At 56.1% G+C, this 18,890-nt stretch carries 17 protein-coding genes and 1 pseudogene; 6 read left to right on the top strand and 12 right to left on the bottom strand.

Annotated elements, in window-relative coordinates; translation table 11 throughout:
* Positions 1-70 precede the first annotated feature (70 nt).
* Positions 71-1,390 (top strand): site-specific integrase, encoded by a 1,320-nt coding sequence (locus N7640_RS10905; RefSeq protein WP_157787409.1) that lies wholly within the window; start codon positions 71-73, stop codon positions 1,388-1,390.
* A 57-nt stretch (positions 1,391-1,447) separates the two neighbouring features.
* Here the strand turns inward: N7640_RS10905 and hrpB are convergent, their stop codons facing one another.
* The 3 genes from hrpB to N7640_RS10890 form a co-directional block, all read right to left on the bottom strand.
* Positions 1,448-3,970, bottom strand: a complete 2,523-nt coding sequence (gene hrpB, locus N7640_RS10900) for an ATP-dependent helicase HrpB (protein WP_025986795.1) — start codon at positions 3,968-3,970, stop codon at positions 1,448-1,450.
* 162 nt (positions 3,971-4,132) lie between these two features.
* Positions 4,133-4,717 carry a DUF6088 family protein gene (locus N7640_RS10895; protein WP_176516867.1) on the bottom strand — a complete coding sequence of 195 codons (585 nt, stop codon included), beginning with the start codon at positions 4,715-4,717 and terminating at the stop codon, positions 4,133-4,135.
* A gap of 104 nt (positions 4,718-4,821) precedes the next feature.
* Positions 4,822-5,112, bottom strand: a complete 291-nt coding sequence (locus N7640_RS10890) for a helix-turn-helix transcriptional regulator (RefSeq protein ID WP_019395877.1) — start codon at positions 5,110-5,112, stop codon at positions 4,822-4,824.
* A gap of 772 nt (positions 5,113-5,884) precedes the next feature.
* Between N7640_RS10890 and N7640_RS10885 the strand changes: the two genes are divergently transcribed.
* A complete protein-coding gene (locus tag N7640_RS10885; RefSeq protein WP_279902746.1) occupies positions 5,885-6,910 on the top strand; it encodes an IS110 family transposase in 1,026 nt (341 codons plus the stop codon).
* Between the two features lie 356 nt (positions 6,911-7,266).
* On the opposite strand, the gene N7640_RS10880 is transcribed toward N7640_RS10885, so the two are convergent.
* The 8 genes and pseudogenes from N7640_RS10880 to N7640_RS10845 all read right to left on the bottom strand — a co-directional run bounded on the left by N7640_RS10880 (position 7,267) and on the right by N7640_RS10845 (position 13,733).
* A complete protein-coding gene (locus N7640_RS10880; protein ID WP_019395875.1) occupies positions 7,267-8,355 on the bottom strand; it encodes a hypothetical protein in 1,089 nt (362 codons plus the stop codon).
* Positions 8,352-8,975, bottom strand: a complete 624-nt coding sequence (locus tag N7640_RS10875; protein WP_157787408.1) for a hypothetical protein — start codon at positions 8,973-8,975, stop codon at positions 8,352-8,354. Before N7640_RS10875 ends, N7640_RS10880 begins: the two co-directional genes overlap by 4 nt.
* A 326-nt stretch (positions 8,976-9,301) precedes the next feature.
* Positions 9,302-10,735: pseudogene (locus tag N7640_RS10870) on the bottom strand (IS1182 family transposase).
* Positions 10,736-10,937: 202 nt separating this feature from the next.
* Complete coding sequence (locus tag N7640_RS10865; RefSeq protein WP_100220652.1) at positions 10,938-11,072, bottom strand: YHYH domain-containing protein; 135 nt, start codon at positions 11,070-11,072, stop codon at positions 10,938-10,940.
* Positions 11,073-11,171: 99 nt separating this feature from the next.
* Positions 11,172-11,873, bottom strand: coding sequence for a TraX family protein (locus N7640_RS10860; RefSeq protein ID WP_019396935.1), 702 nt, complete (start codon positions 11,871-11,873; stop codon positions 11,172-11,174).
* On the bottom strand, positions 11,873-12,313 hold the full coding sequence (locus N7640_RS10855) for a YqaA family protein (protein ID WP_019396934.1): 441 nt from the start codon (positions 12,311-12,313) through the stop codon (positions 11,873-11,875). The genes N7640_RS10860 and N7640_RS10855 overlap by 1 nt, the downstream gene beginning before the upstream one ends.
* Positions 12,314-13,432 carry a nickel/cobalt efflux protein RcnA gene (locus N7640_RS10850; protein ID WP_019396933.1) on the bottom strand — a complete coding sequence of 373 codons (1,119 nt, stop codon included), beginning with the start codon at positions 13,430-13,432 and terminating at the stop codon, positions 12,314-12,316. It abuts the gene before it with no gap.
* A 7-nt stretch (positions 13,433-13,439) separates the two neighbouring features.
* On the bottom strand, positions 13,440-13,733 hold the full coding sequence (locus N7640_RS10845) for a metal-sensing transcriptional repressor (RefSeq protein ID WP_019396932.1): 294 nt from the start codon (positions 13,731-13,733) through the stop codon (positions 13,440-13,442).
* Between the two features lie 496 nt (positions 13,734-14,229).
* On the opposite strand from N7640_RS10845, the gene N7640_RS10840 reads away from it, so the two are divergent.
* The 4 genes from N7640_RS10840 to N7640_RS10825 all read left to right on the top strand — a co-directional run bounded on the left by N7640_RS10840 (position 14,230) and on the right by N7640_RS10825 (position 17,449).
* Positions 14,230-14,967, top strand: coding sequence for a HupE/UreJ family protein (locus tag N7640_RS10840; RefSeq protein WP_019396931.1), 738 nt, complete (start codon positions 14,230-14,232; stop codon positions 14,965-14,967).
* A 12-nt stretch (positions 14,968-14,979) separates the two neighbouring features.
* On the top strand, positions 14,980-15,657 hold the full coding sequence (locus tag N7640_RS10835; protein WP_019396930.1) for a hypothetical protein: 678 nt from the start codon (positions 14,980-14,982) through the stop codon (positions 15,655-15,657).
* 107 nt (positions 15,658-15,764) lie between these two features.
* Positions 15,765-16,382 carry a pyroglutamyl-peptidase I gene (pcp, locus tag N7640_RS10830; protein WP_019396929.1) on the top strand — a complete coding sequence of 206 codons (618 nt, stop codon included), beginning with the start codon at positions 15,765-15,767 and terminating at the stop codon, positions 16,380-16,382.
* Positions 16,383-16,438: 56 nt separating this feature from the next.
* Positions 16,439-17,449 carry an amidohydrolase family protein gene (locus N7640_RS10825; protein WP_033864839.1) on the top strand — a complete coding sequence of 337 codons (1,011 nt, stop codon included), beginning with the start codon at positions 16,439-16,441 and terminating at the stop codon, positions 17,447-17,449.
* Positions 17,450-17,470: 21 nt separating this feature from the next.
* Here N7640_RS10825 and N7640_RS10820 read toward each other — a convergent pair whose 3' ends face one another.
* Positions 17,471-18,775: an MFS transporter gene (locus N7640_RS10820; protein ID WP_279902747.1), complete on the bottom strand. Its 1,305-nt coding sequence runs from the start codon at positions 18,773-18,775 to the stop codon at positions 17,471-17,473.
* Between the last annotated feature and the right edge of the window lie 115 nt (positions 18,776-18,890).

Here is an 18,890-nt window from a genome sequence, read left to right as displayed (position 1 = left end):
GCCAGTCAGCGACCTAAAGCTCTTTGACCATCACGCCTTGGGCTCTCTTGTTACGAAAGATGGATCAAACATGCCATTTATTGTATGGCCTGACGGACGACCTTGCTTGCTTGCGAACCTTTATATGCTGGCCTTGCGAGACAGACCAGGGAGAGGCGGTCAATCCGGGCTATCCAGAAAAGGCAGCAAAGGCGGCACAATGGGGGACTATGCGGCGAAAATCAGCCAGCTCATACGTTACTGTTTCCGCCATGATATAGATTTCATCGAGTTGACTGACAATGGATTTAGCAGCTTCATCAGCTCAATTCGAACAGAAGCGCTTAGGCCTGGCTCCACACATAAGAGGAAGTCAGAGACTACGGTATTGAACGTTGGCCGGGTTTGCTTGGACTTTTTGAGCCACGTTGGCCATTTCTACGGCGACAATGCCTTTGTTTCGCCTAACGGCAGAATTCGCACGATTCATAAGACAGCCACAATCAAAACCCGCTCAGGAAAAGTTATAAAAAGGGACTATGTCCACCATCACTCGCTTTCACTATCCGGTGGACGTCCACGCACGCGTGATCCGATTACGGCGCAGAACATTGACCGTTTAAGGGAGGCCATCAACAGCCTCGGTAAAACAAGACATCTGCAGATGCGCCGCCACGTCATGATTTCCCTGCTGGAGCATACAGGTGCTCGGCGTAGTGAAATCGCAAACATTTTAGTCAGCGACGTCTTGGCTGCGCTAGCAATGGAGTTTCCGATGTTGCGTCTTGAGACTCTTAAGCGAGGGGTGGGTGTAGAGCGTATGATTCCCATCACGAAGATGCTGCTGAACGAGTTGAAAAAGTACATAGACTTTCCTCGAAAGAGGCTCATTAGCAAATTCAGAAAATCCAATGATCATGGCTTCCTGTTTGTCTCCGACCAGAATGGCTCCAGGCTTAACGCTGACTCGATTTCAAATGAAGTTTTCGTACTGAAGAATCATGCTGGGATCAAAGAGCCAATTTGTGCACACATGTTCCGTCACGCGTTCATAACTAATTTGTTTGTTCTGCTCATCCGCAGGCATGAACTTGAAAGCGTAGATGACTTCAGGCGTGCATTACTCGACAGCAAAAAATTCGTTGCAGAGGTGATGCAGTGGACTGGCCACCAGAGTCCTGACTCTGTAGAGCGCTACATTCACCTAGCCTTCGAGAAGGTATCGAACTACCACACCACGGTTTCCTCAGTTTACATGATCAAGGCGATTGAGGTCTTTGACCAAAGCCAAGAGAAACTTCTGAACGACTTAAAGGCAGGAATGCCTGTTGCCGAGTACGCAACAGAGCTTGAAAAGCTCAAGAAGTTGCGTAATGAAGATTTTGAAATTGCCAAGGCACGCGCCACGTAAACTCGGTCGCTTCTTATCTCGATCTCTAGGTTTTTCTTGGCTTCGCTCGGGCGGCAGTCATTGCTTTCTAGGCTTACTCCTAGCGGTTGGCTCTGCCTCCATAGGGTTATCAGGCCACCAGTGCTTGGGGTATCGACCCTTTAGATCTTTCTTTACTTCAATGTAGGTATTGGCCCAAAAGCTGGCGAGATCTTGAGTAACCTGTACGGGTCTGCGAGCTGGAGAAAGTAGATGCAGTAGCACCCCCTGTCGGCCCCCTGCTACACGAGGAGTGTCAGCCATGCCAAACAGCTCCTGTAGCCTAACGGCAAGCACGGGAGGATGTTCTGAGTAATCAATGGCAATGCGCGAGCCAGATGGCACCTGCAGCGCTTTGGGGGCTAGTTCATCGAGGCGTGCAGGTAACGGCCAAGGCAGCAACCCAAGGAGGATGCTTGAGAGATCCAAGTTATCGAAATGACTGAGTCGGCTAACTTTGCCCAGGTATGGCCCCAGCCACACTTCAAGTGAGCTCAGGAGTGCGCTATCTGACAGATCAGGCCACTCACTTTCACCCTTTTGCTCGAGATCCAGATCACGAAGAAGAGACACTCGTGCCTGCCACTGACGAAGTTCCGGTGTCCACGGTAGCAGCGCCATGCCCTTGCGACGTACGAGCCCGACCAATGCCTGAGAACGAGCCTCTTCATCAAGCCCAGGAATGGCAGCTCGACTCAATACCAACTCGCCCACACGCTGCTGCCGCTCGGCTTTCAATACACCCTCGCGTTCGTCCCACTCGAGTTCATCACGCTGGCTTACCTGCTCGGCAAGCAGAGTGTCGAATAGCTGGGGATCAAGTGCTGCGGCAATGTAGATGCGCTCCTCTCTCTGACATTGTCTGCTCCCAAGGTCTGCAATGACTAGCCAAGGCTCTTTCATCAGTGCGTCAGGCTCGCCAAACTGTGCGGCACGACCATTTGCCAATCGGTATTCGGCTCCACCATCGCGTCGCTGACGTGCCACTCGATCTGGATAAGCGAAGGCCAGGAGCCCCCCTTGCCACCGTGGATGATCAGGGTCTGCCACAGGTTCAGATACCGGACCGCGTAGGTATCCCCTGAACTGCCTCGCTAGCTGACGGGCTCGTTGAACAGCCCCTCGACTGGCGCGTGAGGACGCTTCATTACCCAATACGCTAAGACGATCATGAAGGTCAGCGCCGTTACCGCGGAGGATATCTTTTTCTCCAAGCAGCGCCGCTATGTTACAGGCGAGGTTACCGAGCCCGAATGCCTGGCCACGGAGTAACAGATGCGCGATTCGAGGATGTGCAGGTAACTCAGCCATCGCTTGGCCATGGGCAGTAATAACACCACGCTCATCTAATGCTCCTAGCCGGGTGAGTAGATCACGAGCTTGCGCATAAGCTGCTACAGGAGGCGAATCTAACCAAGCCAAATCGTCAGGCTGCACACCCCATCGTGCTAGCTGCAGCGCGAGTCCAGATAGATCTGCCTGCAAAATTTCGGCAGCGTCGTATGCTGCAAGCTGGTCATGTTGCGATTCCGACCAGAGTCGATAGCAAACACCTGGTTCTAGGCGTCCTGCGCGGCCAGCACGTTGCGTAGCTGCCGCTCGAGAAACACGTTGCGTATCTAGGCGAGTCATACCACTGACAGGGTCAAAACGCGGCACGCGTGCTAGTCCAGCGTCCACTACGACGCGAACGCCGTCGATGGTTAAGCTCGTTTCGGCTATGTTGGTGGCAAGCACTACTTTGCGTTTGCCTTGTGGCGCGGGTTCGATAGCTGCTCGCTGGGACGACAGGTCAAGTTCGCCATGGAGCGGACAAAGCATAATGTTATCTTGGTCCTTCAGTTGAGTTTTCAACTGCTCGTTAACCCGGCGTATTTCAGCCTGACCAGGAAGGAACACAAGGATGCTCCCGCTTTGTTCAGATAGGGCCTGCAGACAGACCTGAATCACGCGCTGCTCGACGATCTCACCGAATTGATGAGGTCTCCCCCAATACGTGGTGACCGGGAACATACGGCCGTCACTCTTCACTATTGGAGCGTCGTTCAGGAGCTTAGAAAGACGATTCCCCTCAAGCGTTGCAGACATCAGAAGGATCTTAAGTGGTTGGCTTTCGTCCCTAAGAAGCTCACGGCCGTTTAGACAAAGTGCCAAGGCTAAATCTGCGTCAAGCGTACGAAGATGGTATTCATCGAAGATGACAATCCCAACGCCGTCGAGGGCGGGGTCCTCTTGTAAACGACGGGACAGGATGCCCTCGGTGACGACTTCAACTCGGGTTTTCGGACCGACTTTGCTTTCCAAGCGAATCCGGTACCCGATGGTTTCACCTACTCTCTCACCCAATTCGCTAGCTAGACGCTCAGCCGCAGCTCGAGCAGCAAGACGCCTCGGCTCGAGCATCAAGATGGATTGGGTTCCAAGCCATGTCTCATTCAATAGCGCGAGGGGAACTCGGGTTGTCTTACCCGCTCCTGGAGGAGCTTCAAGAACAGCTTCATTTCGCTCTGCCAATGCTGAGCGAAGGGCAGGCAGAGCAACGTCGATAGAGAGAAAGCTCATACTAATTCTACAGTGCACAAGGAGGACTGACAGAGATGATCACGCATATCAGAGCGAATGGCTCCTCTCTTGTGAAATGCTGGGGGGGGCTGATTGAATCGCCACACACATCACCACCATCGAGGCCAAGTGATCCAGTACGCAAGACGCATCCACGTACGCTCACACAAGGCTCAATGACGATCGCATCCATCTCGGCATCTTGCAGGCCCTTAGCTTCATCAGCTCTTCGCCGCTCAGCGCACTAACAATCTTGGCAACCACATTAGCGGACAGCCCTTCTTTCCCGATGTAGTAGAGAGCAGTAAGCGCCACACCTACCGTCGTGCCGGCGTGCTGCAAGCGGTCCTTGGATACGTGACGGAGGCGAACCACCGCATTGCCAACCTTGATCTCGCGAGTAGATCCGCTGGTGTAAAAGGTCGGCAACACCTGCATCTGTGTGCTGAGGCCCAACCGCCGAACAGCCTCCGCGCCGTGTATCTGGATCGTCTCGCCGTTCGCCTTCGTGATGACCTCCATGACAGCCAGCGGACTCGGGCGCACCACCCTACCGGTGTACTTGCTCGTTTTAGGGCGCATGTAGACACCGCGAGCCACTCGCTCCAGCGTGCCTGATTGCACCAGTCTAGAAAGCGCTTTATTAATCGACGCACGGGAACCAACCTGCGCGAACACCGCGCCGACAAAGGGTCTCCCCTTTGGCATGTGCTTGACTCGATTCAAAATTGCTTGCGCGACGGACATATGACCCCCAATTTTCCATCAGCGCCAACAACACAGAGAGACAGCAAGGTCAACACTCACTGTGCGGTCACGGAACCGCCTCCTCACACAGCCCCGCTGAGCAATCAGTCAGGTTCGACTAGATCTCTCAATTCCTCACCAACCTTCTCCAAGAGCTGCTCAAAACTTTCAGGAGCTTCGGATCCAAGCAAGTAGGTCAGGGCCAAGAGGGTGACCGGATGAATGTCGAGCACCGTGCAGAGGCTATCGAGCTTTTCGAGAGTCGGGCTCGTTGCTCCGCGCTCCAGCATGCTTACGAAGGTACGACTGCTAACGAGTGAGAAATCTTCCTGTGTCAGCCCCCTACGCTGTCGCACGAACCTCAACGCCTTCCCGAACGAATCCCGGACTTCCATTTTGCTGCTCCGCAAAATGGGACGATGAAGCGCGATTGAACAATATATGACTACAAAATATATTGTTCATCAATTAAGCAAAATTCTCATTAGGAAATTGCCTCGTGTTCAAAACCAGTCGGAATGCGGAACTGCTTCCTGGGCTCTCAACAGCGCCAGATGGCGTGCAGTTCTGGTCATATGTCGAGCTAGAGATGACCTGGCCCTGGTTCTACTTGCAGATCGTTGAGGACGATGGAAACCAGGCCTTTCGAAGCATGCTAATGGTTCCCTCGGTTCCATTGCTGGAACAGGTCATAGCTGCGCAGACTGAGCACGCCTGGCTGGAGCAGGCGTATCTTGTGAGTCCTGGGCATACGAACGAGGTTGGTCGCTGGTTGATGGAGCCGTTACTGGAGGTTCTTTCAATTCGTGATGCACAAGGTAGCGAGCTTGGGCACCAGTACCGAGTGGAGGGAGATCGCACGTACTCAACCTCAGCGAGTCAGTCACTCGGCAGTCGAATTAGTAACCACGTGATCTTCTCTGCTGCATCACATCTGCGAGGCTAACGTCCCATATCCTGCCCGTATCCATAGTCCCATCTGAACCGAGCTCAGTTGTCTTTCCAGAACTCGCTCCGCTGCACAAGGCCGAACTCATCGTCAGCCCTAGCCTCCCCTTGGAGACAGCTGAAAAGCCCGCCCCTGAAAGGCGGGCTAATGAGATGGTCACCCCCACACCCTGCGAGGGCTACGCTCTCGCAGGGTGTTTTATTTCGGAGGCCATCATCATGAGCAGCGTCGCACTGGTTGGTATCGATCTCGGCAAGCACAGCTTTCATTTGCACGGGCAGGACAATGTCGGTCGAGAAGTCTTGCGCAGGAAAGCGACACGCCAGCAGATGATGCGATTGCTCGGCAACTTGCCGAGGTGCACAGTGGCGATGGAAGCTTGTGCGGGATCACACTTTCTGGCTCGGCAACTGGTAGCGTTCGGGCATGAAGTGAAGCTGATTTCGCCGCAGTTCGTGCGGCCTTTCGTTAAGGGCAACAAGAACGACTTCATCGATGCCGAGGCGATCTGTGAAGCCGCCTCCCGGCCTACCATGCGCTTCGTGACACCGAAGACCGAAGCCCAGCAAACCTTGTCGGTTTTGCACCGGATGCGCGAATCCCTGGTGCGTGACCGGACGAAGACGGCGAACCAGGCCCATGGGTTCCTGTTGGAATTCGGTATCAGCCTGCCCAAGGGGTTGTCGCTGGTCAGGCGGCTGCCGACCACGTTGAACGAGCACGAGTTGCCACCGCACCTGGTCGGGCTGCTGAGTCGCTTGCATGAGCACTTCTGCTACCTGGACGAGCAGATCAAATCGCTGGACAAGGAAATGACCGGCCAGCTTGCCGAGGACGAGCTGGGCAGCCGCCTGCTGAGCATCCCCTGTGTGGGGCCGATCACGGCCAGCCTACTGTGCGCCGAGATGGGCGATGGCAAACAGTATGGCGGCAGTCGTGATTTCGCGGCATCGGTGGGTCTGGTGCCACGCCAGTACAGCACGGGAGGCCGGGCCCTTCTGCTGGGAATCAGCAAGCGCGGCGACAAGAACTTGCGCCGGCTGCTGGTGCAGTGCGCCAGGGTCTATCTGCAACGCTTGGAGTACCAGCAGGGCGCTTTGGCCGACTGGGTTCGCTCGCTGCGTGAGCGGCGGCACTCGAATGTGGTGGTGTGCGCCCTGGCCAACAAGCTCGCCCGCATCGCCTGGGCGATTGCAGCCAATCACTCGGAATTTGAAGCAGGGCCAAGCGCACTCGCCGCCTGACCCTGCGTTTACCGCTGTACCACGAAACACCCTTTCGGGTTTGCGATGCTGAACAACCGATGACGTGAACGGCCCACCGGCCTGGCGAAGAACCTGACACAAAAATCGGCTTTAGAAGCCGTCGGGCTTTTCAGGATCGCCAGGCGCGACTCTCATCGTGGCGCGGGGCATGCCCCAGATAGACGCCGGATAGATTTAAGCAAGCCAAACAGCCATCGTTGATCAGTATTGCAAAAATGGGGGTGACCATAGATTTTTCTATGCCGAGAACTGAACTCCTAGTGTGATTGCAAGCGGCCAGACCGCTTGGCCACTGCAATCTCAGCTCTTGCTCAGATTTAGCTGGGCTCTTTCAGTTAGCGCTCAGAAACATAGGACTCGTTCAGTGCACGAATTGCATCGTGGTCGCTGACCCAGATCTCACGCGTGAGCTCGATGGCGAGATTTTTAGCTAGCTCATTGACCTCAGCGCGAAGCAGTCTCAGGGAGTCGAATTTCGCCTCGGAGTCGATAATTTTTCGGATGCCATCTGGAGTGCTGAGCCCCATCGTCCACTGTTTGTTATTGATCATCCGATCTAGCTGCTGCCGGGTCACCGCGACTAAGGCCAGCTCACGATAAACGGGCAGACTGATTGGCAGATCTTCGAAGTGATACACGAGCCCCGCGATCTCGTAGCTATTCACAGCAATCGAGGAGGGGTTGTCACAGTCCGCTTTCAAGTTCTTGAGCATGCGGATGATCTTCTTCGCCCCTCCATTGCAGCGGCGATCTTTCTCGCTCACTTTGTCGATGTGGAGGAATGGTCGGTTTTTGAAGGTCGTACGGCTCTGCTTTTGGAAAATACAAACCTCTCGGTCCTTCTTATTCTTACTCGCTTGGTACGTTGCAGAGTCGTTCCAATACGACGGGACCACATCAACTTTTCGCTTGAGGCTGCCGCCTGAAAGCCCGATGGCTTTATCGCCTGCAGTATCCACGTCTGCTTCAGGGAACGCGACTTCTAGCCCATCCTCCAGCTCCATACGGAGATATGCGAGCTGGTCGACACCACTGAGGCCAGTCCAGGGGAGATATCCCGAAGCACCTACTCCATTGGTGTCATAGGTCAGGTAGCCACTTAGCAGAACTAGGATGTCGATGTCGCTAGCGCCACGGATATGCACGTTCAGTGGGACGGAGCCTTGATACTCGAACGATACGGAGGTACTGATTCTGTTCTTGATTTGATTCTTTACGCGCTCGCCTTCAGCGATTGAGGTTGCCGTATATTTGGGATCGACTTCCTGCATGATTCCGAGCGTGTATTTCGCCCACTCACCGGTCGAGCGGGCCTCAAAGCTTTCCATGCTCACACTGTTTTCAACAAGGCTGTCCATCGCTATGAAACTGCCTTGCCGCCGCGCCTTCAGATCGGAAAGCCGGCGTTTTACATCCTTGCTCATTCTTCTCTCCTAGTGAATTCCATTGCCCCAACCGTGCCACGGCTTTTCGCCGTGAAGTACTCGCCTTTCGCGGCTTTCAAGCCTTTGGTGAACCTCATTTCGGCGTAACCCTTATGGGCATGGAGGTTGAGGTTCCCGACCTTGGGCTGATTCATGTAGCTGTACATCAGCATCCAGCAACCATCGGCCTCTGGGATGAGGGCAACAGAAATACTGTGTGATATGGATGACTTGGTTTCGAGTCGGACTCGAATCTTTTCCCATGTCTGAGAAATGCTCAGTTCAGCTACCCAGTGCTGGGCAATACTCCCGTCATCGGCGTAGGTCTTTCCTTCGCAGTCCCACTGGCCCGCTATATGTGGAATCTGCGAGAGGTAGCTCAGGGGACGCCAGGCGAACTTATTGAAGCACCAGTGGATGCCCGTATAGATCACGCCAGCGGTGATAGGAATGACAAGGAAGTACTTCCCCCAATCAGGAAGGCCGACTGAGGCTAGTGCCTCTGACAGCCCGATACCTACGGCTGGAAGAAGGGAGACGACTACGGTGGCAAGCATGCCTAGGTAGCGGCCAATAGTGCTTCTGCTATGGCCTATGACTGAATATTCATGCTCTTGCAAATGCTATCCCTCGCGTTCACCTAGCTTCAAAACCTGCGCACGGATACTAGCACTCTGCAATCATGAAAATCCGTCGGCGCAGGGGTTAATCCGGAGCAGTCCCCAAATATCCGCTTCTTTGCCGGAAGCGGCCTCCCACGAGCGACCGCTTCCGGCCCAGACCGTGTAAAAACGCAGCAAGCGATGGCAATCAACTGCCGGGTGATTTTCTCAGCGTCCAGGAGGCCGCCGGAGACCCAATCAGGCGCATTCGGTGATTCTGGTTGCTATGGCACTTCCGGCTTCGGCGCGCCTGTTGAGAGGGGGCAAGACTCGTAAAACAGGCCTCAGGCCTTCATCGCTGCCATCAGGGCACCGCTGCCCAGCACGTTCAACACGCGTTTGAGATTGTAGGCGAGCACATGCAGGCTCATCTCGGTGCTCACCCGGTCGAGCGTTCTGGTGAGGAAATGGGTGGCACCCATCCAGCTCTTCAGCGTGCCGAACGGGTGCTCGACCGTCTGACGGCGGATTCGCATCATCTCGGGCGCTTGATCCAGACGACTCTGCATCGCTTCGAGCACTGCTTCATGCTCCCAGCGGCTCACTCGGCGTGGCTGTGGACTCGGTGTGCACTGCTCTTTCAGCGCACAACCCTGGCAATGCGAACTCCAGTAACGGTGCAGCTTCAGCCCTTTCTCGACGCTAGAGAAACGCCAGATCAGGCTTTGCCCAGCCGGGCATAGGTACTCGTTCTTTACTGGGTCATAGATGAAATCACCTTTGCCGAAGCGGCCAGCCGCTGTCGCTCCCGAGGTCAGCGTCTTGGGCACGAAAACGGTGATCCCAGCCTCATGGCACGCCAGGATTTCTTCGCCTTTGAAATACCCTCTGTCTGCGACCGCCGAGAGCTTCTCAACACCCATGGCCTCTCGCGCTTACTTGGCCATGGCGCTCAGTTGATCGCGATCGACTCCGTCGTTCGTGACCTCATGCGTCACGATCAGGTGGTGCTTTGTGTCGACCGCCGCCTGCACGTTGTAGCCGACCATGCCGCTGCCCCGCGTCTTCATTGAGCGGGGATCGGGATCGGTCAGGGAGATCTGTTTGTCCGGTGTTTCGTTGAGCTGTACCTCGATTTCCTTGAGCTCCTGCATCTTGGCTTTCAGCGTTGCGATCTTGTGGTGGAGGCGTTCTGCTTTGACCTGCGCTACGGCAGGTTCCTGGCGGTCAGCGGTATCTAGTGCGGTCAGGTAACGGTTGATGCTGGACTCGATCTCCTCCATTCGCCGCTGAAGCTTGGCGCTGGTGAAATTGCGGTCGCGGTTGTTGACCGCCTTGAACTTGCTGCCATCGATGGCTACCAGCGCCTCAGAGAACAGGCCAAGCTGCTGGCACAGCACCACGAACTGCCGACATACGCCGCGGATTGCCTTGCCGTTGTCCTTGCGGAAGTTGGCGATGGTCTTGAAGTCCGGCATCAAGCGCCCGGTCAGCCACATCAGCTCGACGTTGCGCTGGGTCTCTCGCTCAAGGCGGCGACTGGATTGGATGCGATTGAGGTAGCCGTAGATGTAGATCTTCAGCAGGTCGGCAGGATGGTAGGCGGGTCTGCCGGTTTCCGCCGGGACGACACCCTCGAAACCCAGTTGGCTAAGGTCGAGTTCATCGACGAACACATCAACCACCCGCACCGGGTTAGTGTCCGCCACGTAGTCATCCAGGCTCTCGGGAAGCAGCGCGCTTTGGCCTCGATGCTCTCCCTGGATAAAACGCTTCATTGGCGCCCCCGCTGATTTCGAATCCATCAAATCACAGCAAGGTCGATGCCAACGTTTTTACACAGCCTGGGCCATTAGCGGACACTCGATGCGAGTCTCATAGCCCTACGCCATCCCAGCGGTTCGCGACTATTTTCACTGTTGGCTTACGCCACGGCTAATCCAGCCGTCTCGGCTGAGGCGGCTGGTACTGCTGCCGAGGTTAGTGGCAGTGATAGACGCCGGTGGTGTGATTGGTATGGCAGCCCTTCGAGTCGGTGCCCCCGCTATGGGCAACTGCAACAGCAGAGGATAGGGCAATCACAGTGGCGATCAGAGCGGCGGAAAGCTTCTTCATGTTCAAACTCAGTTTTGATTAGTTCTTGTGTGTGACTGAGGTCACGAATCGGAGTATGGCAAAGTGCCTTCATTGGGCAAGGGTATTTCTACTCCACGGTCAGATAACCGCACGCAGTCCTACTAGCACGGTGATGTGGCCGGGGTAGAAGAAGTATCCCCAGCGCCCGACGGGCCATACATGGCGAGAGATCTTTTGTTTCAAGAGCCAGAGGCCTACCAGTGGCGCCAAGAAGGTGCTTACTAGTGCCCACCAAGTATCAAAAGGGCCTACCCCGGTCCACCCGTAACGGCTATTGGCCAAGACGCTAAATACCGCAGGTACGAGCCAGGTGGCTCCAGGACGTTGTATCGCTAGCACCATCGTTGCCGGTAGCAGCACTCCAAACGCGCCATACATCAACTGATTATGAAGAGCGCCAGCAGCAGTCAGTGTGGCGAGTCCCAGTATCAGACCGGTGCGGCCGCTATGGTGGACACTCCAAGCAACGAGCAGACCCAGCATCAGTGTCGGCATGACATTCAGCGTATTGCTCATGTCTGACAGCATTCGGTAAGGCAGTTCGGATACGAAACTGAAGGCCAGTAGCCAACTCAGATAGCGAAAATTGTTTTCACTGTACAGATCACCTGGGCGAGAGCGGGATACGTTGGCAGCGATACCCAGGCAGAACAATGGGAACGCAAATCGGCCAATAACGAAGAACCATGCTGTCGCCTCAGGCCAGAGGTAGCGCAGGTGGTCTATCACCATCGTCAGCATGGCGAGCCATTTGACGAGGTCCAGGCTGGTCGAGCGCATTACCCCATCACTCCCAAAGTCATAGCAGTTAGTGCCAGGTACCGGGAGAACTTGGCCAGCAGAACGATCAGCAAGAAGCTCCAGAGCGGTTCGCGCATGACGCCGGCGATCATCGTCAGCGGATCGCCAATGATCGGCACCCAGCTCAGGAGCAGCGACCAGCGGCCGTATCGGTGGTAGGCAACTTGAGCTCGAGCCAGCTTGTCGTCACTGACCGGAAACCAGCGCTTGTGCCGAAAGTGCTCGATATAGCGCCCAAGCAGCCAGTTGGCCGCGGAACCCAATACGTTGCCTGCCGTGGCTACCAGCAACAGCATGGTGACCGAATAGCTTCCACTGGCCAGCAGCCCAGCTAGCACCGCTTCGGACTGCATGGGGATCAGCGTTGCGGCGCCAAAGGCGGCGAGGAATAGGCCCAGATAGCCTGACAGCTCTAACATTTACGCAGTCAGACCAATCCAGCCATGAATGCCGACGTAGATACCGACACCAATGATGAGCAGGCTGGAGAGATAGGGAGCACGACGAGCAACAGCTCCCAGCCATGGCCAGCGATTGGTTGCTTGGCGGGCACCTACTGCAGCGGCTGCTCCGACGGCAACCAGCGTTACTGCCAGGCCAATGCTGAAGCACAGCACCAGGACAGCCCCAAGAGCTACTTCCTTCACCTGCAGGCACAGCAACAACACTGTGATCGCTGCTGGGCAGGGAATCAGGCCGCCAGTCAGGCCGAACAGGATGATCTGCCCAGTCGTGACGTTGCGATTGGTGAAGCGATTGCGGATGTCATTGGCGTGGGCTCGCTCGTGGGCGTCCTGGTATCCCTCTAGCGATAACTCCAGACCCTGCAGATCTGCATGGCCGTGGCCATGATCATGCTCGTGGAAATCCAGATCGTAATCGTGTGAGTGGCCGGCATGTCCAAGGCTCAGTCGTGCGCTGAATTGGTGAGGCTCGGGGATTTCTGCGACGGACTCCAAGTACTCGCCACGATGCACAAAACGGAACTGCTGGAGCGCACCATCTGGCCTAGTTGTAGCCAGACTGATTTCCTCTGCTGGCCAGGTATGGCCGCTCAGGGTCCGCAGGCGCCAGCGCGGAGGTACTCCCTCTTCGAAGATCGATAGCTCAATGCGGCCGTGCCCTGTATCGATACGTCGGGTTTCGTCATGGTGGTGATCATGAGAGCCGTCTTCTTCGAAGCGCCACATCTGCTCGCCACGCCAGGTGCGCCACAACATCCACAAAGCGATGGTGACGATGATCGCTGCGGAGGCGAACTGGAAGTAGGGCTCGGTCGTTTCTGCGTTCAGATTCTGGCCTAGGTACATACCGCCCATGGCCACCAACCAGACCACCGCTGTATGCGAGATCGTTGCTGCCAGACCCAGCAGGATTGCCTGCTTCACCGTGCCCCGAATGGCCACGATGAAGGCGGCCATCATGGTCTTCGAGTGGCCTGGTTCCAGGCCGTGCAATGCCCCCAGGAGGATAGCGCTGGGGAAGTACAGCCAGGCGTGGGATGCACCCTGCTGCAGCAAATCGGCAAAGCTGGACATGGGATACCTACAGGTACTTCGTGATCTGCTTAAAGTCTTCGAGGGACGAGCGTTGGCCAGTGGCGATGGAGTCCATCGAGTGTTCGAGGCAGTGGTCGATATGGTCTTGGATGAGAGTGCGTTTGGCTTGGCAAACGGCTTTCTCAACAGCATGTAGCTGCTGCGCGATGTCCACGCACTCGCGGCCGGCTTCGATCATCGCGATGGTGCTGCGCAGATGGCCCTCGGCGCGCTTCAGGCGTTTCATGACATCGGCGTGGCTCTGGTGGCGGTGTCCATGGCCGTGTTCGTGGTCGCTCATGACTTGAGTCCTGTGCCTTGATGAATTACGCTCGCATCCTATCCCCCCAGAGGGGATGTGAGCAAGCGAGACTCTTCTCCATAGAGAGATGCAAGACGCAGGAAAATGGCTAGTCGGAGTGCCTCAAAGAAACCCGTTATCGCGCTGATACTGGCCCTATTGCTGGCCTGGGTAGGGCACTCGCTGGCTGCCATTAAGGCACCGTTGGTACCGGGGGATTACACCGGGGCTGTCTCTCATGGTCATTCCCACGATGTAGACGCACCATCTATTCCTAGTCACAAGCATGCTGCTGACCATGTACATGAGGTCCCGTATCTCGGGACGCCGGTGACATTGCAGTCACGCCCCGAGCAAGATCCTCCCCCCCGCTCCCAGCGAGCTACTACCCCTGAGTGGCCGATCTATCTGATCGAGCGACCACCACGCTCTGGGTTCGTGTTCTGAAACCGGCTGCGCCTCGCAGCCCCAGACCACTACAACCCAGGAAATTTCTATGAATTTGCTTCTCCAGAGCGGAGCCGGGGCGCTGATCGCGCGCCTGCGTCGACCGCTCTATCTACCTCTGCTCGCCCTCGCACTCTTACTGGCGGTTGTGCCGGACGCACTGGCCCACGGAGTGCCCGAAGGCGACAAGGGCTTCATCCAGGAAAGTACCGGCGTGATGTTGGTGCCCTTCATCTACATGGGCGCCAAACACATGATCACCGGCTACGACCACCTGCTGTTCCTATTCGGCGTGATCTTCTTCCTCTACCGCATGAAGGACGTTGGTCTGTACGTCACGTTGTTCGCGGCCGGCCACTCGATCACCCTGCTGTTTGGAGTGCTGAGCAATATCAGCATCAGCTCGTATGTGATCGACGCGATCATCGGTTTTTCGGTGGTCTACAAGGCACTGGATAACCTCGGCGCCTTCCAGCGCTGGTTTGGCTATCAGCCCGATACTCGCGCGGCGACTCTGATCTTCGGCCTGCTTCATGGTTTCGGCCTGGCCACCAAGATCCAGGAGTTCGAAATCTCTCCTGACGGTCTGATTGCCAACCTGATTGCCTTCAACGTCGGCGTCGAGATCGGCCAACTGCTGGCCCTCGGCGGCATCCTCATCCTGATGGGCTACTGGCGACGTACTGCCAGCTTCTGGCGCCATGCCTATACCGCCAACGTCGCCATGATGAGCGCCGGCTTCTTGCTCATGGGCTACCAGATCACCGGCCTGATCGTCTCTCAGTAAGGAACTCTCATAATGTTCAATACCAAGCTTCCGACTCTCAACGAGCTTCCCTCTTCGGCGCAGCTGCTGCGCTCCACCATCATCGCAGCAGTCGTCGCTTGCGGACTGCTGGTTACAGTGGTCATGCCTTCGGAATATGCGATGGATCCTACTGGGGTGGGTCGCGCTCTTGGCCTGACGCAGATGGGCGAAGTGAAAATACAGCTGGCTGAAGAGGCGCTAGCGGATGAGGCTGCGGCTCAGGCGGCTGCTTCGGCACCTGCGGCAGCTGCGCCCTCTGCACCTGTAGCTCCGGCAGTAGCCCCAACCCCCGCCCCGGTTGCAGTAGCTCCCGCCCAACCAGCGGCGACTGAAAAGCCTGCTGGTCTGCAGCATGAGATGACCGTCACTCTGAGCCCAAACCAGGGCGCCGAGATCAAGTTGGAGATGAAGCAAGGCGCCAAAGTGAACTACCAGTGGAGTGTTAACGGTGGCGTTGTTAACTACGACACCCATGGCGATCCTTATAACGCTCCGCGCGACTTCTACCATGGCTACGGGAAAGGCCGCTCCACGCCGGAGGATTCTGGTGTGCTGGAGGCTGCCTTCGACGGCAAACATGGCTGGTTCTGGCGTAACCGCTCCAGTAAGCCTGTGACTGTCACCCTGCGCACCGAGGGCGACTACATCAGCATCAAGCGTGTGATCTAACGCTGTAACCCTTCCTCGCCCAGAGGAAGGGAAACCCTGTTGAAAGCAACCCGCCGGCCATTCTTCGGACTGGCCGGCGCGGTGTTGTTCTGCCCAAGGAAAGCTAAATGCCTAAGACCATCTTGTTAACAGGATTTGAGCCTTTCGGTGGAGAAAGACTCAATGCATCCTGGGAAGTCGTGCGGGGGCTTGATGGCCAGAAAATTGGCTTGGGGCACCGCGTTGTCAGTGCGTTGCTCCCATGTACGTTTACAGACTCTCTTCTCCGTTTGGATCAACTCCTGGCGCTGCATCAACCTGACATCATCGTGGCAGTCGGACAGGCAGGTGGTCGTGCTGTGGTCTCACTAGAGCGAGTGGCTATCAACCTGCAGGACGCCAGCATCCCGGACAATGCCGGGAGGCAACCAACAGATCAGTTGATACTGGAGGGCGGGCCAGCGGCGTATTTCACAACCTTGCCCGTGAAGGCCATAGCAACGAGGTTGCGCGTTTACGGAATTCCGGTGGAGATATCGCTTAGTGCCGGGGCCTATGTGTGCAACAGCCTGTTCTACAGCCTTATGCACGCAGTCAGCACTTTTCCTCGTTCTGTCAGGGCTGGTTTTGTGCATATCCCCTATCTGCCTGGGCAGGCAGCCAATAAAGCGAATGCACCGAGCATGGCCGAGTCTGTCGTCACTCAAGCCCTTCGCCTTGCTCTCTCGGTCACTGCTGCTAGTTAGCGGTAAAACTCAATTTGCCGAGGCTGATGCCAAGCAGAGGCTTTTTCATGTTCCCCATGTCGTTTCTGTTGGCTGCAGTTGTCTGCCTTGTGGGCACTAGCGCCCAGGCCAACAATTATCGCTACAGCGATACACATCTGCACTACGTAGATTTTTTCCAAGCAAGTGCCGGAATTCGGCCACTGCTTGAGGAGGCTGCGGCGGCAAACATCGACCACGCCATGTTGTCGGGGATTTCAGTCGCGAAGGAGTGGGACGAGGATGAGCCGAAGCGCCCCCGCTACTATGCGGGGGATGATGCTAGGGCTTACTGGTACAGCGCGACCGATACGCTTATCGCGCATGCCTACAAGCAGCTACCGCCGGAGCAGAAAAAGCGGTTCCACCCATTCATATCGGGATTCAATCCGAACGATATGAATGCTGATGCCCAGATCCGGCGCCTGCTAGAGCTCGATCCTGGTTTGTGGCAAGGGATTGGAGAGGTGTTTACCCGTCATGACTATCTGACGGCACTGATCTATGGGAAAGCTCCGCGGGCAAACAGCAAGGCGATGGCCAAGGTTTATCGGGTGGCTGCCGAGTTCGACCTACCTGTTCTACTCCACTCCAACATCACCTCTAAACGGGAGCGGTATCCACTGTACCTTGAAGAGTTTGAGGAGGCACTTCGTTCCAATCCGGATGTTCGCTTCATCTGGGCTCATGCAGGCACAAGCATGGAAATCTATCGAACCCAGGGCAAGATGAGCTTCCTTCTACCGACGCTTGAGCAGCTGTTAGAGAGCTATCCCAATCTCTATATTGATATGTCGTGGACCGTGCTGCACCCATACCTCGTGGATGAACAGGGAAGAGCAGATGCGGACTGGGTAGACCTAGTAGCTAGATATCCCGACCGCTTCATGGTGGGCTCTGATGTCGTGGGGACGTTCGGCAGCCTGAGCAAGTACATGTTCGGCTTCAATCCATTCTTGGATGCATTGCCGCACGATGTGGCCCACCAGGTAGCCCTATCAAACTTTATTTCCGTGTTGCCGGCCGCCCGAAAGAAGGAGCTGCAATAGGCTCGATGCCAGAGCTGGCCCTCAGCTTCTGGGCCAGTGCTGGTGCTCGTCATCAATGACAAACGCATGAGCATGGATCTTGCCGTCGGCAATGTGCGGGTGGTCCTCCGGCAGGTCACTATGACGATGCTCAACAATCTCCTGGTCATGCTCGGGGCGCCAAATTTTCAGGCTGATCATGAGTGCTGCTATGGCTAGCAGGCTTAACCCGACGAAGGATGCCGTTAGGCTTAGGTTCGCACCGAGCCAGCCGGCTAGGGGGTATGTGATCAGCCAACAGGCATGGGACAGGGCAAATTGTGCGGCGAACAATGCAGGGCGATCTTGGGCGGCAGAGGATCTCCGCAGAATCCGACCAGATGGTGTTTGGGCCAGTGAGTAACCCGTACCGAGGAAGAACCACAGCCCCAAAAGACCTTGGTAGCTCGGCAGGAAAATTCCCATAAAGAGTCCTGCAACTAGGATCCCTCCACCGACTTGCATGATCTTTCGATCATCGAGCTTGTCCAGCAACGTGGGTAAGGCCAGCGCCACAATCATTGAGCCAGCGCCAAAAGCCATCAGTGCTGTGGCTGTCGCCTCTTGGGGCAAGCCAAATCTCGATTGCACTAGTACTACCGTGTTGACGATAACCATGGCGCTGGCTGCTGCAATGGTGAGATTTAGTGCGAGGAGTCCGCGCAGTCGAGGTGTCGCAAGGAAGATGCGTATGCCCCTGGTGGTTCTCTCGTAAATACTTCGCTGGGGAACAGGTGGTGCAACTGGCAAGCTCACGGTGGCCACCATTGCGGCCGAAACCAAGAAGCCCACGACTGTACCGCCGAACAGGCTGTGAAAGCTGACGACAGTGAGCAACAAGGCCGCCAGCATAGGGCTGATGACGCTTTCCAGGTCGTAGGCCAGACGGGAAAGGGACAAGGCGCGGGTGTAATCGCGCTCATCTGGCAGGATGTCTGGAATGGTGGCCTGGAAGGTCGGGGTGAAGGCCGCTGATGCGGACTGCAGGACAAAGATCAGTACATAGACTTGCCAGATCTCAGTTACGAACGGGAGCAAAATCGCCACTGCTGCCCGAGCTAAGTCCAGCATCACTAGCGTTGCCTTCCTCGGTAGGCGCTCGGCAAAGGCAGCGGCAATCGGAGCCACGCCAATGTAGGCGGTCATTTTTATCGCCAGTGCGGTACCCAGCACTGCACCGGCCTGTGCGCCCGCAAGGTCAAAGGCGAGTAACCCAAGAGCTACGGTAGCTAGGCCAGTTCCAGCTAGAGCGATTACTTGGGCCAGAAACAGATGCCGATAGGGACGGTTGGCCAGGACTGAAAGCATATGTGTTCCCTATGGCTGATCGAGTTGTTGCAGTGCATACGTACTGCACTCGCGTCGACTCAGTCCTAGAGCCAACAATCGCTAACCGTCTGGCGCAATTTACTTGGCTCATGGC

The organism is Pseudomonas sp. GD04015, assembly GCF_029837675.1.
In the GTDB taxonomy this organism is placed as follows: Bacteria; Pseudomonadota; Gammaproteobacteria; order Pseudomonadales; family Pseudomonadaceae; genus Aquipseudomonas; species Aquipseudomonas paralcaligenes.
The sequence above is the reverse complement of the archived record's forward strand: the minus strand, read 5'-3'. Positions and strand labels throughout refer to the sequence as shown.

Excerpts from the sequence above, each read along its gene's own strand:
- N7640_RS10865 (WP_100220652.1), bottom strand. The coding sequence starts at position 11,072 with ATGAAGAAGCTTTCCGCCGCTCTGATCGCCACTGTGATTGCCCTATCC.
- N7640_RS10855 (WP_019396934.1), bottom strand. The coding sequence starts at position 12,313 with ATGTTAGAGCTGTCAGGCTATCTGGGCCTATTCCTCGCCGCCTTTGGC.
- N7640_RS10850 (WP_019396933.1), bottom strand. The coding sequence starts at position 13,432 with ATGTCCAGCTTTGCCGATTTGCTGCAGCAGGGTGCATCCCACGCCTGG.
- N7640_RS10895 (WP_176516867.1), bottom strand. The coding sequence starts at position 4,717 with ATGTCCGTCGCGCAAGCAATTTTGAATCGAGTCAAGCACATGCCAAAG.
- N7640_RS10905 (WP_157787409.1), top strand. The coding sequence starts at position 71 with ATGCCATTTATTGTATGGCCTGACGGACGACCTTGCTTGCTTGCGAAC.
- N7640_RS10835 (WP_019396930.1), top strand. The coding sequence starts at position 14,980 with ATGTTCAATACCAAGCTTCCGACTCTCAACGAGCTTCCCTCTTCGGCG.
- N7640_RS10820 (WP_279902747.1), bottom strand. The coding sequence starts at position 18,775 with ATGCTTTCAGTCCTGGCCAACCGTCCCTATCGGCATCTGTTTCTGGCC.
- N7640_RS10860 (WP_019396935.1), bottom strand. The coding sequence starts at position 11,873 with ATGCGCTCGACCAGCCTGGACCTCGTCAAATGGCTCGCCATGCTGACG.
- N7640_RS10890 (WP_019395877.1), bottom strand. The coding sequence starts at position 5,112 with ATGGAAGTCCGGGATTCGTTCGGGAAGGCGTTGAGGTTCGTGCGACAG.
- N7640_RS10885 (WP_279902746.1), top strand. The coding sequence starts at position 5,885 with ATGAGCAGCGTCGCACTGGTTGGTATCGATCTCGGCAAGCACAGCTTT.
- N7640_RS10825 (WP_033864839.1), top strand. The coding sequence starts at position 16,439 with ATGTCGTTTCTGTTGGCTGCAGTTGTCTGCCTTGTGGGCACTAGCGCC.
- hrpB (WP_025986795.1), bottom strand. The coding sequence starts at position 3,970 with ATGAGCTTTCTCTCTATCGACGTTGCTCTGCCTGCCCTTCGCTCAGCA.
- N7640_RS10845 (WP_019396932.1), bottom strand. The coding sequence starts at position 13,733 with ATGAGCGACCACGAACACGGCCATGGACACCGCCACCAGAGCCACGCC.
- pcp (WP_019396929.1), top strand. The coding sequence starts at position 15,765 with ATGCCTAAGACCATCTTGTTAACAGGATTTGAGCCTTTCGGTGGAGAA.
- N7640_RS10880 (WP_019395875.1), bottom strand. The coding sequence starts at position 8,355 with ATGAGCAAGGATGTAAAACGCCGGCTTTCCGATCTGAAGGCGCGGCGG.
- N7640_RS10840 (WP_019396931.1), top strand. The coding sequence starts at position 14,230 with ATGAATTTGCTTCTCCAGAGCGGAGCCGGGGCGCTGATCGCGCGCCTG.